The sequence below is a fragment of the Caballeronia terrestris genome (assembly GCF_001544515.1).
In the GTDB taxonomy this organism is placed as follows: Bacteria; Pseudomonadota; Gammaproteobacteria; order Burkholderiales; family Burkholderiaceae; genus Caballeronia; species Caballeronia terrestris.
Window position 1 is genome coordinate 67,907 of sequence record NZ_FCOL02000029.1, and the last position, 14,668, is coordinate 82,574.

Genomic DNA, 14,668 nt, shown 5'->3' on the forward strand with positions numbered 1-14,668 from the left:
CGCCGTCCAGCGGCCGCCCCCATATCACCCTTGCGCTGTGCGTTTCGCGCGGGGCTATAAGTTGGCGTCGAACACGACGGTGAGATTTCCCGTATAGGTGTGTCCGCGCTGCATCCGGTCCGTCACACCCGCTTTGGTGCGGAAGTTTAGTCGCGCCGGAGTCAGGCCCACGTTGCCTGCCGTCACCGAGACGAGTTCGGGCAACGCGCCGCTATCGGTGACCGGCAATTTCTTCATGATGAGCGCTTGTCCCGCGCTGTCGCGCAAGCGGGCGTTGGTCATGAACACGTCGAATGGCAATACGGGGCCGGCAGGATCGTTTTGATCGCGTACTCCGCAGGATTGCGTGGTGGCGTCGTAATGACCGCTGCAATGCACAGACAGTTTCAGAGGACCGCTCGTTCCGAAGTCGAATATCAGTTCTTTCTTCAGGTACGGAGGCATCCGATCCGGCCAGTTGCTCCAACTGTTTTCGGGGTTCAGGTCGGCGACGACCGGGCCTTGCGTAGCCCCCGGGAAACGAACAAACAGTTCATGCGTCACATCGAGCGTGAAATTAATATCGATCCCGGTGCCTGTGCCGGCCGTGTCCGTATAGTCATCGCCGAAGTCGATGTCCTTGTTTGCGCCGAACGAGTAATGCCCCGTGCCCGTATAGACGCCGGGAGGCCAAGTATAAGGCGCGTCGAGTGTCAGCGAATATTGCAGCGCGAGTTGCGAGTAGCTGACCGTCAGCGGGGCGAGTTCCGGCTTGTTGGGCTCGTAACAGACGGCCATGCCGGTGGTCGTCTGAGAAGTCCAATGGGTTGAGTACACATTGGAGTTGTAGCCCCCGTAGCCGTTGCCATTGCAGGAGCCGAATGGATATAAAGGCGACTGGACGAATTGTTCGCGAATGCCGACCGCTTCGTTTGAAACGCGTGAAACAAGGAAGGACATTCCCACTGCGCGAAACTTCACAATGAAAGACTGGCCCCGTTCGTTCGTTACGGTGACGTCGCGCGGCCTGGAGTCGAACGACACCATGAACGACTTTCGTGGTTCTCTGGCGGCTGTCGCGGTGAGAATTTTCGTTCCGCCCGCCGGAAATGCAACGCCGAATACGCCTGCCCCACACAGAGTACTGTTGGCGCAGTACCCGGCTGGTGGCGTGGTGTTCACGAAATCGGTCTTCGGATTAGTGATGCTGCCTTTGTATTCAGCGGTGATGTTCATCACCGCCGCCTGCGTGGCCGTCGTGAAACCGAGTGCCAGCAGCAACAGGAACGCCGCTTGGCACATCATCCGCGCACAGCCCGTGAATCTCACTCGCATGACACATCTCCAAGAACGAGCGCGCTTTCAGCGGATGCCTTCGCGATCTGCTTGCCCAGATTGATCGAACATAGTTTTTTGTCGCCATCGAGCACGTCGACGGTCGGAGTGGCCTTGCTCAGTTCCAGTGTGAACACGCCGTCTGCCTCCGGGTACGCGAAGCTCGCGTGATTCGCGACCCGCGCGCCGCGCATCGGCTGCTTGTTTGCACCGATCAGACGGCCGATCACGGCCACGGTGCGCATCACCTGAACCTTCTGGTAACCGACGCCACCGGGAAACAGTTGCGCGGATGCGGTCGGCGGCGAGAACTTCGCGCCGGCTGTTGCTTGCTTGTCGTAGTCGAACGTGATGTTGTGCGACTCGTACGGGTCGACCTGAACGAAGTTCGAGCCCGGGTGCAGCTTGACGGTGCTGCCGTCGTTGATGCGCGCGACGATGGCGTCGTCCTTCGAGTCATCGTCGCTCGCGACATCGATGATCATGCCGGCGCGCGGCTGAAGTGTCGCTTCACTCGAGGTCAGTGCGACGCCGCCCTTTGCGACGGCGACGGTGCTGTCGAGATTCACACCGACCGCCGAGCCGTAGCCGCTTAAATTCTGCTGGGCGTAGACATCGCCCGCCAGCACGCGATTGCCAAACTGCGCGTTTGCCGTGGCCGAACTGCCGCTCTTCGCATAACTGCCGGTTATGCCTGCGGCGTTGACGAAGCTGTCTTCGAAGATCGTGCGATAGTCCGCGTTCAAGGACTGATCGGTGCCGCGCGCGCCGCCCTTCTGCGCACCGAATGACACGTTCAGGCTATGGCTCGGATTGCGGCCGAGCGCGATCGTGGCGCCCAGCATGAAGCCGCGCGACATGCGCGGCGCGCCGTCGATGACGCCCGCCGGACGCTGATACAGATTGACGAAGCCCTGCGCCGCGGTGCCCCCGAGCAGGCGGAAATCGCGGTAATACGAGAGATCGACGGCGGTCTGGTGCAACTCGTGGTCGTAGCCCGTGCGCATCGAGACGCGATTGCGCTCGTCGATCTGCAGCGCACCTGTGATCGAGCTATAGCCGCTGCTGTAGCGCGTGCGGTAGGCGAGCAGGGCGTTGGCGTCGAGCGGCAGGCGAGCGTTTCGCAGGATTGGCGCTGCGACCTTGCGTTCTGCCTGACGCGTGTTCAGCACTACGCTGCCCATCGGCGCGCGCAAGACGGTTTGCACTTCGAAGCCATAACCGCGTTCTTGTGCGTAGTACGGATTCGCATAGAGTTCCATCCAGTCCGTTATGTCGTAGGCGGCGAAGAGGCCCACCGGAATGTCGACGCCGTCACGAACGACCGTCATGCCGCCACGCAGCTTCGGCGTGAAGAGATAGCCCGCCTGAGCGCCGATGACCCAGTCGTCACCGGCGGCCGGGTTCGGGTTGCTGTCGAGTATTGCAACGCGGCGCCCACCGTAGACGCTATAGCGAGAGCGGTCCTCGCCGTTCCAGTTGGAGGGCTTGTACACGCGTTCGCGCTGGCGCGAGGTGACACGCCCGTCTTCGGTGAGGCGGATATCGACGTCGTAGATGCCGTCTGGAAGATTTTCGGTGTCGAGCGTCGACAATCCCGGTTGCACCGATTGCGTGGCGAGCAGCCGCTCGTCTTGATAGATTTCGACGTAGCCCGGCTTGCTCGCACTGACAGTGAGCGGCACGAGGCTCGCCCGTTTGGTTCGCCGCAGCAGCGTGTCGGACGACCCGACGGCTGCGCCCACGATCGTGTCGTAGCTCGCGAACGGCACGGGCGCGAGATTGCCCTGATCCGCCGAGTTGTCTGGCACGAAGTAGCCGGCGCGCACGTAGCGGTTCTTGAATTCGCGCTGCAGATAGGCGTTATTCAGGTATTCGTTGAGTTGACGCTGATTGCCGGGGCCGCCGTTTTGCGTGACCTGCAGGTCGGAATAAGCGGTCCAGTCGCCGATATTCGACGACAACGCCATCGTGTAGGCGCCGCTGCTCGCCGCCGCGTTGCCAAGCGCCTGAACAGCGGAAAGGCGGTTTGTTACGAGCAGGCCGCCGGTGCCCTTTTCGGGCAGCGCGTAGTAGCGAGCTTGCGCGGCGCTTGGGCTACCGCGCTCGGTGAAAAGAGCGAGCTTGGAGTCGGACGCGCTATACACCGACTTGACGATGTCCTTGGGGCAATTCTGGCCCGAGCAGGCGCCCAGGGTGAAACCAGCGCGAAGCGCGCTCTCATAGCGGCGACGTTCATCGATGGATTGAAGCGGCGAATCTTGCTGCTCGAGCAGTTCGCTGAGTTGAATATGACCGTTGCGATCGAGAATGATGAGCGCATCGGCGAAATATTGACCGTCGATTTCGATACGCGCGGCAAGCGGCGTACCGAAGATCGCGTCGGCAAAGTCAAGCGGCAGACCCTTCGCGAAATCGAGCACCTGCGCGTCGGCGACCGGCGCGGAGGTGCTTGCTTCGACGGAGTTGGTCGCAGCACCGATGCCATAAGTGGCGATCAGCGCAGCGACCAGGATCTTCTTCATGACTATCCTCGAAAAGAGAGGGCGAGAGCCCGGGTGCCGGGCTCTCGTCGGGACGTGAGGGCAGAACTCAGAGGGCCGAGTCGAAAATCAACGCGGCGACGCCGTTGTACGTGCCCGGAACCGGCGTACCCACGTTGTTCACGGAGAGGTTCAAGTTGCCGTTTTCTTCGGCGCCGGCAGGGTTCGCATAGACTTCTTGCGGCGTCGTCGTGAGCACGACCGGCGTGGCCTTCGACTCGCTCGAGACCTTCACGGCGACGGGCATGTTGTCCGTGCCATTGGTGAGCACGGTCGGATAGCCGAGGCTCGCCTTGATCTTTCCTTGCGCGACCGGGTTCGCGCCGCTGGTTTGCAGGCTGTTCTTCATGCGCAGTGGCAGGTTGTAGTCCGTGAAGCGTTCGTTCACCGAGTCCCAGCCCATTTGAACCGGCGTGGTCGGCCAGCCGCTGGCCGGGTTCACGTAGAAATCCCCTGCGGGCACGACTGCGCGCACCTGGAGGTCCTGGCTGATGGTCTCCGCGTGAACTGCGGAGGCCGCGACTGCGCCGATGGCGATAAGGGAAGTAACTGCCAGAAGCTTTTTCATGATTTCCATTCCAGTGGATTTGAAATGCGCTTGCGCGCGTCTACCCGCCCGGGCCGCGATATGCGACCCGGCTGCGAATTCTGTTGAGAGGGTTTTGCTGCCGAATGTGCGCGGATTAAACCCGCACAAATTTTATTGATTCGATGCCGAACTAAACTGAATCGATTTTTCCTGCTTTCTATCGCCTTCGATAATTTCGAACTTGATACTCGATTTGGATTTAGCGTAATAATCGACGTGCCGGCCTGGCAGCACATGCTTTTTAACCGGGTTTTGGCACTTGTTTCCGCTTTCACTACATTCAAAGAAGTTATCTATGATCACGGTGCTGTTGCCGCGGTTGGTAATGACGGCATGATCCGCAAAGGTCTCGACCTGCGTGTCGTAGATCTCGTTGCTCGGACGCATCACCACGACCGCGCCGTATCCGACCATCACCTTGACGCCCGCGCTGGCAAACGCTTTCTCGGTTTCGGCAGACACGTCGAAGCCGTCGTTGCGATCGGGAAGGACCGGAGTGAAACGCACGCGGAAATACTGTTCCGTATCACGGGCGCCGGTATAAAGCAGTCGCACGCTGCGTGCGCCCTGGGCCGGCACGATCAACCGGTTCGGGCTGACGATCAGACGATTATTGAGGCTACCGTCGGCGGGCTGATCGGTTTCGATATCCTTGCCCGCTGCGTCGTAACTTATGCGCTTGATTTCGACGCGCACAAAACCCGTTGCGTCACCATCGTTTCGAATCGTTTTGGTAATCGATGCGGTCTTGCCGGGGATATATTCGTAAAGATTACCAACACGGATTTTCGAATCCGCGTGTGCGAGGGAGGCGGCGCACGCAAGAACGAATACGGCAGAGGCGGAGAAAAAGCGAGTGGCTAGCGACACGATTGACTTCCCGTTGAAGAGAAGGCGGATTATGTCGGCTGGCGCGGCTTCACTGAATAGGATGGTTCTGTAAATTCTTATTTTTAATGCGTGTGTCCGAATTCGCGCGGTGGCTTTGCGGCCGCTATCACGTTCGTGGTCGATGGCCTCCCATATGCTCCATCGCCCGGACCGCCTGTTCCGTCGCATCGCCCGCGCAGCAGTCGATCACGATCCGCTCCGGCATCGCGCGCAGCCAGGTCAACTGGCGCTTGCACAACTGGCGCGTCGCGAAGACGCCCTTGTCGCGCATCGTGTCGTAGTCGGTATCACCGTCGAGATATTCCCAGGCCTGCCGGTAACCGACGCAGCGCATCGACGGCATCTCCAGGCTCAAATCGCCTCGCGCGCGCAGCCGCTTCACTTCGTCGATGAAACCATGCGCGAGCATCGCATCGAAACGCGCGGCGATGCGTGCGTGCAGCACGCTGCGCTCGGAAGGCTCCAGCGCGATCGGCACGAAGCGATATCGCGCCGATTCTTCCTGAGCACGCGGCGCCGTGAGCAACGCCGACATCGGCTGCCCGGCCAGCATGAAAACCTCGAGAGCGCGCTGGATGCGCTGCGAATCGTTCGGAGCGAGGCGCGCGGCGGTCTGCGGATCGACGGCGGCGAGTCGCGCGTGCAGCGCGGGCCAGCCGTCGCGGGCGGCGTCGGCAGCGAGGGTGGCGCGCGTGTCGGGATCGGCAGCGGGCAAATCGTTCAGGCCCTGCGTGAGCGCCTTGTAATACAGCATCGTCCCGCCGACCAGAAGCGGCACGTTCCCCCGCGCTGTGATTTCGCCGACGAGCCGCAGCGCATCCGCGCGAAACTCGGCGGCGGAATAGGCCTCTGCCGGATCGATGATGTCGATCAGATGATGCGGTGCCGCCGCAAGTTCCGCGGCGGACGGCTTGGCCGTGCCGATATCCATCTCGCGATACACGAGCGCCGAATCGACGCTGACGATCTCCACCGGCCGCCGCGCCGCGAACGCGAGCGCGGCGGCGGTCTTGCCCGACGCGGTCGGGCCGAGCAGGCAGGCAACCGGAAGCGCTCTCTTCGCGCTCATTGCCCGCGCATGAAAAGACGGTCGAGATCGCCGAGCGTCAATTGGAACCACGTCGGCCGGCCGTGATTGCACTGGTCGGCGCGTTCGGTGGCTTCCATCTGGCGCAAAAGCGCGTTCATTTCGTCGAGCGTGAGGCGGCGGTTCGCGCGCACCGCATGGTGACACGCAAGCGTGCCAAGCAACTCGTGCTGCCGTTCGGTCAAAACGCGCGAGCCGCCGTACGCCTGTAGGTCCGCGATGACCGCGCGCGCGAGCGACTGCAGATCGGCGTCCTTCAGCAGCGCGGGGACGGCGCGGATAGCGATCGACGTCGGCGAGAGCACGGCGAGATCGAAGCCGAGCGCATCGAGCGTCGCGCGCTCTTCCTCGACGACGCCGATCTCCACCGGCTCGGCGTTCATCGACACCGGGATCAGCAGCGGCTGCACGGCGATCGCGCGATCGGCGAGGGCGTTCTTGAACTGCTCGTAGAGGATGCGCTCGTGGGCGGCGTGCATATCGACGATCACGAGCCCCTGCGTATTCTGAGCGAGCACGTAGATGCCGTGGATCTGGCCGAGGGCGAAGCCGAGGGGCTGGTCGTCGCCGTGATTCGCGCGATTTGCTTGATCGCCGTACGCGACGTAAGGCGTCTCGGCGACTGTCTGTGTGCCAGCGTTCACGTCGCGGCGGCCAAACAGCGCGTCGTAGAGCGCGAGCGGCTGCGCGACGGGCAGCGTGCCCTGCGTCATGCGCGACTGGCGCAGCCAGGTCGTGCCGTTCTCGCTCGTGTTTGCACCTGTCGATACCGTACTCAGCACTCCCGCTCCCGCAAGCGGCCGCGCACTGAACGAAGCCGGCCCGGTCGGCTGAAGCTGCGCCGCGTGGCCGCCCGCCGTCGTTTCCGGCGACGCGCCCGCGTTCCGCGCCAGCGCACGCTGGACGGCGTGAAACACGAACTGGTGGATCGAACGCGAATCGCGGAACCGCACTTCGATCTTCGACGGATGCACGTTCACATCGACAGCCTCGGGCGGCAAGTCGAGAAACAGCACGTACGACGGATAACGGTTCCCGTGCAGCACGTCCTCATACGCGGCGCGCACGGCGTGCGTGAGCAGCTTGTCGCGCACGAAGCGGCCGTTCACGAAAAAATACTGCTGGTCGGCGCGGCCGCGGCTCGCCGTCGGCAGGCCCGCGCAACCGTACACGGCGAGCGGCCCGGCGCGTTCGTCGAGCGGCAGGTGCGCCGTATCGAAAACTTCGCCGAGAATCTTCGCGACCCGCGCTTGCGGCGCGCTCGCGTTCCAGTGCTCGACGGCCTTGCCGTTATGCATCACCGAGATCGCGACGTCGGGCCGCGCGAGCGCGACGCGCCGGATCATTTCGAGGCAATGTCCGAGCTCGGTCTGCTCGCTTTTCAGGAATTTGCGGCGCGCGGGCGTGTTGAAGTACAGCTCGCGCACTTCCATCGTCGTGCCGACCGTGCCCGCCGCCGGCGAAATCGCGCCCGTCTGGGCGTCGATGCGCGTCGCGTGCGCGCATTCGTCCGTACGGCTCGTGATGAACAGCTCCGCCACCGACGCGATCGACGCCAGCGCCTCGCCGCGAAACCCGAGCGTCGCGACGGCTTCGAGTTCGGCGAGCGATCGGATCTTGCTCGTCGCGTGGCGCAGGAGCGCGAGCGGCAGCTCGCCGGGCGGCATGCCGCAGCCGTCGTCAGCGATCACGATGCGTTTCACGCCGCCTTCATCAAGTGTGATGCGCAGGGTCGTCGCGCCGGCATCGAGCGCGTTCTCGAGCAGTTCCTTCACGACGGACGCCGGGCGTTCCACCACTTCGCCCGCCGCGATCTGGCTGATCAACTGGTCGGGGAGCGGCTGGATCGCGCGCGAACGGCGCGCGGCGCCGAGGGTCGAATCGACGGCGGGGGTATCGGTGAGATCGGGCATCGGCAAATTATAACGACTTGTGTCTGCGGACCTTTGGTCGCCTGGCTGTGAGCCTTGCGCCGCTTGTACCCCAAATCCGCCCGCCACGGTGCTCGCATCTGTCGGCCAAAAGCAGGGCGTCTAAGTTTCCCGCCGACGACTTTCTGTATCATGACGCGACCGGTTTTTCATGCCATTCGACGCTTTCACGCGTTGTCGCTTACTTCTTTCGAGGATCACTTTTGGACACACTGCTGCAATTTCTTGGACTCATCCTTCATATCGACAAGTCGCTCGGTTTTTTCATCCAGCACTATGGCGGCTGGGTGTACGCAGTGCTGTTTTTGATCGTGTTCTGTGAAACCGGGCTCGTGGTGTTCCCGTTCCTGCCGGGCGATTCGCTGCTGTTCATCGGCGGCGCGTTCGCCGCGACCGGCTCGATGCATCTCGGCGCGCTGATTGCGCTGCTGCTCGTCGCGGCGATCGCCGGGAACACGGTCAATTACTGGATCGGCCGCGCGGTCGGGCCGAAGGTGTTCCATTCGAACATTCCCGTGCTGGAGCGGTTTCTCGACCGCGCGGCGCTGCAGAAAACTCACGACTTCTACGAGAAGCACGGCGGCAAGACGATCGTGATCGCGCGTTTCGTGCCGGTCGTGCGGACGTTCGCGCCGTTCGTCGCGGGCGCGTCGGCGATGGACGCGATGCGCTTTCAGTTCTTCAACGTGCTCGGCGCGCTGATCTGGGTGCTGCTGCTCGTGCTGCTCGGCTACTTCTTCGGCAATATTCCGTTCATCCGCCAGTATCTGAACGTGATCGTGCTGGTGGGCATCGGCGCGGCCGTCATTCCGATCGCGCTCGGCGCGCTGTGGAAGATGACGCGACGGGGTTCGTCGAAAGTTTGAGTCTTCGTCGAGCGAGGGGCGAAAAAGACGAGGCCGCCACTTGGCGGCCTCGTCTTTCATGCTGCTTTACGGTTGCTTGGTCGACGCGTTACGCGCGCCGGAATAGTCGAATGACGAACAGCAGCACGACCGCGCCGACCGCCGCCGTGATCAGCGTGCCGAGGATGCCGCCGCCGAGCGAGACGCCGAGCACGCTGAAGAGCCAGCCGCCAACCACCGCGCCGACCATACCGACGAGAATGTCCACCAGCCGCCCGAAGCCGCCGCCCTTGACTAGCAGGCCCGCGAGCCAGCCCGCCACCGCGCCGATGATCAGCGCCCAGACGAGTCCGTGTTGCATGAATTCCATGCGATCAACCTCCGTGAATTGAGAATGCAGGATGCACCTGCATCGAGCGCGGCAAATGTAGCCGATGCATGGGCTTCGCGGACTCCCTCAAATGTCAAGCATTGTTAGAACATCGATCGCGCGGCCAATCGGCCATGAAGCCGCTAAAATCGCACCCTGCGAGCGAGCGGCGAAACCGTCGTTATTCGGACAAGCGCAGATGCAAAGCGCCGAACGCGTGTGATAACGTGAAAGGTTAGAACGCCAAAGTGTCGGGAAAATTGGCGCCTGGAAATGGCTTTCATCGTTAAATGTTTTATGCTCGCAGGGGTTGTCAGGCGTGAAAGAAGCAGTTGAAGTTCGCAGTGAGTCAAAAGAGCAGAACAAGTGGCGCCGGGTTCGGGCGGCAGTCGTCGTGATCGGGCTGGCGGCGTCGTTGTCGGGTTGCGGGTTGTTCGGTTGCGGCGCGGCCGGGTCGAATGGGGCATTCCTCGGCGGATGCGCTGTGGGAACGCGATTCTGAGCGTCGCGGCGCGCGTCGGGACATCGTTATAACAAACAGCAGGGAATCGGAAGTATGGCGGTGATGCGTTCAGGATTATTCAGGCTGACGGCGTGGGCCGTCGTGTGCGGGGCTGGCCTCGCGGGGTGTGCGTCTTCGCTGACGCCGGCGCCCGTCGTCGAGCGCTCGACAGGCGGCGATGTCCCGCCCGCGGTGACATCGCCGGGCGATGGCGCGATGCCCGCGACCACGGCGGCGCTGCCTCCGGCGGGACCGGTCGCGCCAGCGCCGGCGGCTCCCGGTTTCTATCGCGTGAAGCCGGGCGACACGCTCTACGGCATCGCGCGTATTTACAAACAGAAGCCCGCCGATCTGTCGAAGTGGAACAACCTGCCGGAGAGCCAGCAGGTCAACATCGACCAGTTGCTGCGCGTTGTGCCGCCGGGCGCGACCGCATCGGCGGATGACTGGAGCAAATCGGCGACGGCCGGCGCTGCGAAAACGGCGCAGCCGCCGCTCCTGGGCGCGAGTTCGCCCGCTGCGCCATCCGCGGCGGCGCCGGCTGCGACGGCGAAGTCCTCCGCAAGCCCAGAGCCGGAGCCGGCCGGCAGCGGCAAGGGCTTCTCGCTCGCGTGGCCAACGCAGGGCGACGTCGTCACGAAGTTCGGGGGCAGCAGCAAGGGCATCGATATCGCGGGCAAGACCGGGACGCCCGTCAAGGCGGCGGCGCCGGGCAAGGTCGTCTACGCGGGCAGCGGGCTGCGCGCGTATGGCCAGATGATCATCGTGAAGCACAGCGGCGATTACCTGACCGCCTACGCGCACAACAGCAAGCTGCTCGTGCACGAAGGCGATACCGTGAAGCAGGGCGCGACCATCGCCGACATGGGCACGGGCCCGGACGGCAAGCCCGTGCTGCACTTCGAGGTGCGCAAGTCGGGTCAGGCCGTCGATCCGCTGCCGCTGATGAAGGCTGGCGGCTGACGCTCGGCGAATCGACGCCCTCGGCGGCTCGGAAAAAACCACACGGCAGGGAGGCCACGCGTGAAAAGAATCATGCTCGCCGCGTTGTGCGCGGCGTCGCTTGTCACCGGCTGCGACCAGCAGCAGAGCGAAGAGGCGATGAACAAGCTCAAGTCGATTTTTAATTCGGTCAAGCCGGACGCCTTGCTGCTGAAGGACCTTAAACCCGGCGTCACGACCGAGGCCGAGATTCGCAACCAGATGGGTGAGCCCGAAACCGCGCGCACCTTCACTGACGGCTCCAGGCGACTCGAATATCCGCGCGGCCCGGCCGGGACGACCACCTACATGGTCGATCTCGATGCGAACGGCCGCTTCGTCGCGGCGACGCAGGTGCTGACGGCGGAGAACATCGCGAAGGTGCGGCCGGGCATGTCGCAGGACGAGGTCCGCCGCCTGCTCGGCAAGCCGACCACGGTGGCCGAATATCCGCTCAAAAAGGAGCGCGTCTGGAGCTGGCACTGGGAAGAGGGCGGTGTGACGCGCGACGCGATGTTCAACGCGCATTTCGGACCCGACGGCATCCTGACGACGACCTCGCGTTCCGAAGCGGAGGGCGGCGGCCGTCACTGACGACACACGGATGCCGCAGTGACGGCATCGACGGCATCAAGAAAGGGCAGGGCCATGAAGCAAGACAAATATAACGAGAGGCAGCGCGCGCATCGCGCGCTGATGGAACAGGCCGGGCAATATCGCGAGGCCTGCACGCAGACACCGGACGATGCCGCGTGGAACTGCGCGCGTGGACACGCGTGGGACGATTCGCTCAGCGCCGCGCAAAACGTGCGCTGCATGAACTGCGCGGGGCAGCGTCGCGAATTGCATCGGCAGCGGCTCGGGCGGATCGCCGGGGCACGGGGCGGGGCGCTGCTCTCCGCCGCCTACACCGATGCCGCGACGCCCTTGCGCTGGCAATGCGCGTTTGGACATGTGTGGGAAGCGCGGGCGGATGTCGTCGAGCGTCAGTGGTGCCGCGCCTGTGTGCGCGAGGGTGTGTATGACGCGGTTTCGGCCTGTCGTATCGAAGAGCTGACAGATGAGTTGCAGGCCGAGGCGCGTACGAAGCGGGTTTGAAAAGCTCAACCGGGTGCATTAGGGATTTCTGCGGTTTCGGCTGCAGAATAAATTCCGCGTGTCATTTAAATCGATGACGCGATTCGCCGGAGAAAGGACTGACGCTTCCACGTGGGGCGTAACGCTTCAACGGATATGAATGCAGGCATCGGCGCTTGAAGCGCTGTAACGCATCATCGTTTCACGCGCGCTATCATGCGTGCACCACTATCGACAATCTTTCCACCACTTACGACGAAAACACCGCCCGAAAATCAGCCCTAAAAGGAGTGCGTATGTCATGGTTCACGGCAACACTACGCAGTTATCCGGAAATCGCGATTTTTCTGTCATTGGGAATTGGGTATTGGGTCGGAGGAAAGAGTTATCGCGGATTCAGTCTAGGCGCCGTCACCGCGACGCTGCTCGCGGCAATCGCCATCGGACAACTCGGCATTACGATCTCGCCGAACGTCAAATCCGTCTTCTTCCTGATGTTTCTTTTTGCGGTCGGCTACGGCGTCGGTCCGCAATTCGTGCGCGGCATCGCGAAGGACGGCTTGCCGCAAGCGCTCTTCTCCGTCGTGCAATGTGTGCTGTGTCTCGCCGCGCCCTTCGTCGCCGCCAAGTTCGCGGGCTATGACATCGGCTCGGCGGCCGGCCTCTTCGCCGGCTCGCAGACCATCTCGGCATCGATGGGCCTCGCCACCGACGCCGTCAACCGCCTCGGCCTCCCCGCCGATCAAACCAAGGCGCTTCTCGACGCGATGCCCACCGCCTACGCCGTCACGTACATCTTCGGGACGATCGGCTCGGCGATCATCCTCGCGACGCTCGGGCCGATCCTGCTGCGCATCGATCTCGTCGCGGCCTGCAAGGAATACGAAGCCACGCTCGGCGGCAAGCAGGAACTCGGCGGCGCCGGCCAGGCGTGGCATCGCTACGAACTGCGCGCCTACCGGGTTCCGGAGGGCGGCCAGGTCGTCGGGATGTCGGTGGGCGAGATCGAAGCGCGCGAGCAGGCCGGCACGCGGCTTTTCATCGAGCGCATCCGGCGCGGCGGCACGGTGCACGACGCCAAGCTCGACGACGTGCTGCAGGCGGGCGACGTCGTCGCTGTCGGCGGGCGGCGCGAGCAGCTCGTCGATATCCTCGGGCCACGCGGCGTCGAAGTCGATGATCCGGAACTGCTCGCGGTGCCGGTGGAAGGCGTCGACGTCTACGTGACGAGCAAGGATGTCGACGGCAAGACGCTGCTCGAACTCGCCACGATGCCGCTCGCGCGCGGCGTTTTCCTGCGCAAGATCAAGCGCGGTCCGACCGAGACGCAGATTCCTGTGCTGCCGAGCACGAAGCTGCATCGCGGCGACACGCTGACGCTCGTCGGCCGCACGCAGGACACCACCGCCGCCGCGAAGACGCTGGGCGTGCTCGACCGCCCGACAAGCGCGGCGGACATCGCGTTTGTCGGCTTCGCGATCACGCTCGGCGCGCTGATCGGCGCGGTCGTGATCAAGATCGGCGACATTCCGATCACGCTCTCGACGGCAGGCGGCGCGCTGATCGCGGGCATCGTGTTCGGCTGGCTGCGCGCGATTCATCCGACCTTCGGCCGAATCCCCGAGCCGACCATCTGGTTCATGAACTCGGTCGGGCTGAACGTGTTCATCGCGGTGGTCGGCGTGACGGCGGGGCCGGGCTTCGTGAAGGGCCTGCAGCAACTCGGCGTAAGCCTCTTCCTGTGGGGCATTTTCGCGACGACGGTGCCTCTCATCATCGGTATGTTCGTCGCGAAATACGTGTTCAAGTTTCACCCGGCGCTTTTGCTCGGCATCTGCGCCGGCGCGCGCACGACGACCGCCGCGCTCGGCATGATCTGCGATGCCGCGAAGAGCCAGGTGCCGGGGCTCGGCTACACGGTCACCTACGCAGTCGGCAACACGCTGCTGACGATCTGGGGGATGGTGATCGTGATGCTGCTCACCTGACGCGGGCCGCACGCTTCTCCTCGACGTTCCGATTTTTTGCAGTTCACCCTATCTGGAGGTGTTGGATGGCAAAGTCAGCAAAATCAGCAAAGGCGGGCTCGAAGTCAGGCGCCGGCGACCGTGCCGGGATGGCGGCGCTGAGCCCGTTCGAACTGAAGGACGAACTGATCAAGGCGGCGGGCGGCGGCGCGGTGGAGCGCCCGGCCAACCTGTCGATGCTCAACGCGGGCCGCGGCAACCCCAATTTTCTGGCGACGATCCCGCGCCACGGCTTCTGGCAACTCGGCCTTTTCGCGATGCGTGAATCGGAACGCTCGTTCGCGCACATGCCGGAAGGGCTCGGTGGGTTTCCGAAGCGCGAAGGGCTGGAGGAGCGCTTCGAGATTTTTGCGCGCGACTACAAGGGCGTGCCCGGCATCGATTTTTTGCGCGGCGCCGTGTCGTACGTGCGCGATCAGTTGGGGCTGAACGCCGGCGAGTTTCTCTACGAGATGTGCGAGGGCATTCTCGCGTCGAATTATCCGGTGCCGGACCGGATGCTGAAGCTGTC

12 protein-coding genes and 1 pseudogene are annotated in these 14,668 nt (G+C 63.4%); 6 read left to right on the plus strand and 7 right to left on the minus strand.

The features are described 5' to 3' along the window. Window positions 1-54: 54 nt before the first annotated feature. From AWB67_RS22055 to mutL, 6 genes are all read right to left on the minus strand, one after another. Window positions 55-1,314 (minus strand): hypothetical protein, encoded by a 1,260-nt coding sequence (locus AWB67_RS22055; RefSeq protein ID WP_087658354.1) that lies wholly within the window; start codon window positions 1,312-1,314, stop codon window positions 55-57. Next, window positions 1,305-3,839 (minus strand): TcfC E-set like domain-containing protein, encoded by a 2,535-nt coding sequence (locus AWB67_RS22060; RefSeq protein WP_087658355.1) that lies wholly within the window; start codon window positions 3,837-3,839, stop codon window positions 1,305-1,307. The genes AWB67_RS22055 and AWB67_RS22060 overlap by 10 nt, the downstream gene beginning before the upstream one ends. A 67-nt stretch (window positions 3,840-3,906) precedes the next feature. After that, window positions 3,907-4,425, minus strand: coding sequence for a CS1 type fimbrial major subunit (locus tag AWB67_RS22065; protein WP_125477638.1), 519 nt, complete (start codon window positions 4,423-4,425; stop codon window positions 3,907-3,909). A gap of 132 nt (window positions 4,426-4,557) precedes the next feature. Beyond that, a complete protein-coding gene (locus AWB67_RS22070; RefSeq protein WP_125477639.1) occupies window positions 4,558-5,316 on the minus strand; it encodes a hypothetical protein in 759 nt (252 codons plus the stop codon). Between the two features lie 127 nt (window positions 5,317-5,443). Beyond that, window positions 5,444-6,406 (minus strand): tRNA (adenosine(37)-N6)-dimethylallyltransferase MiaA, encoded by a 963-nt coding sequence (miaA, locus tag AWB67_RS22075; RefSeq protein WP_087658358.1) that lies wholly within the window; start codon window positions 6,404-6,406, stop codon window positions 5,444-5,446. Beyond that, complete coding sequence (gene mutL / locus AWB67_RS22080) at window positions 6,403-8,337, minus strand: DNA mismatch repair endonuclease MutL (RefSeq protein WP_087658367.1); 1,935 nt, start codon at window positions 8,335-8,337, stop codon at window positions 6,403-6,405. Before mutL ends, miaA begins: the two co-directional genes overlap by 4 nt. A 221-nt stretch (window positions 8,338-8,558) precedes the next feature. On the opposite strand from mutL, the gene AWB67_RS22085 reads away from it, so the two are divergent. Next, window positions 8,559-9,221 (plus strand): VTT domain-containing protein, encoded by a 663-nt coding sequence (locus tag AWB67_RS22085; RefSeq protein ID WP_087658359.1) that lies wholly within the window; start codon window positions 8,559-8,561, stop codon window positions 9,219-9,221. 88 nt (window positions 9,222-9,309) lie between these two features. Here the strand turns inward: AWB67_RS22085 and AWB67_RS22090 are convergent, their stop codons facing one another. Continuing rightward, a complete protein-coding gene (locus tag AWB67_RS22090) occupies window positions 9,310-9,561 on the minus strand; it encodes a GlsB/YeaQ/YmgE family stress response membrane protein (RefSeq protein WP_087658368.1) in 252 nt (83 codons plus the stop codon). A 574-nt stretch (window positions 9,562-10,135) separates the two neighbouring features. Between AWB67_RS22090 and AWB67_RS22100 the strand changes: the two genes are divergently transcribed. The 5 genes and pseudogenes from AWB67_RS22100 to AWB67_RS22120 all read left to right on the plus strand — a co-directional run. Further along, window positions 10,136-11,035: a M23 family metallopeptidase gene (locus AWB67_RS22100; RefSeq protein WP_235025256.1), complete on the plus strand. Its 900-nt coding sequence runs from the start codon at window positions 10,136-10,138 to the stop codon at window positions 11,033-11,035. A gap of 72 nt (window positions 11,036-11,107) precedes the next feature. Then, window positions 11,108-11,647, plus strand: a complete 540-nt coding sequence (gene bamE / locus AWB67_RS22105) for an outer membrane protein assembly factor BamE domain-containing protein (RefSeq protein ID WP_087658362.1) — start codon at window positions 11,108-11,110, stop codon at window positions 11,645-11,647. Between the two features lie 54 nt (window positions 11,648-11,701). After that, on the plus strand, window positions 11,702-12,151 hold the full coding sequence (locus tag AWB67_RS41460; RefSeq protein ID WP_200822278.1) for a hypothetical protein: 450 nt from the start codon (window positions 11,702-11,704) through the stop codon (window positions 12,149-12,151). Window positions 12,152-12,426: 275 nt separating this feature from the next. Further along, window positions 12,427-14,118 carry an aspartate-alanine antiporter gene (gene aspT / locus AWB67_RS22115; protein ID WP_087658363.1) on the plus strand — a complete coding sequence of 564 codons (1,692 nt, stop codon included), beginning with the start codon at window positions 12,427-12,429 and terminating at the stop codon, window positions 14,116-14,118. Between the two features lie 65 nt (window positions 14,119-14,183). Continuing rightward, a pseudogene (locus AWB67_RS22120) lies at window positions 14,184-14,668 on the plus strand (bifunctional aspartate transaminase/aspartate 4-decarboxylase); the annotation flags it as partial.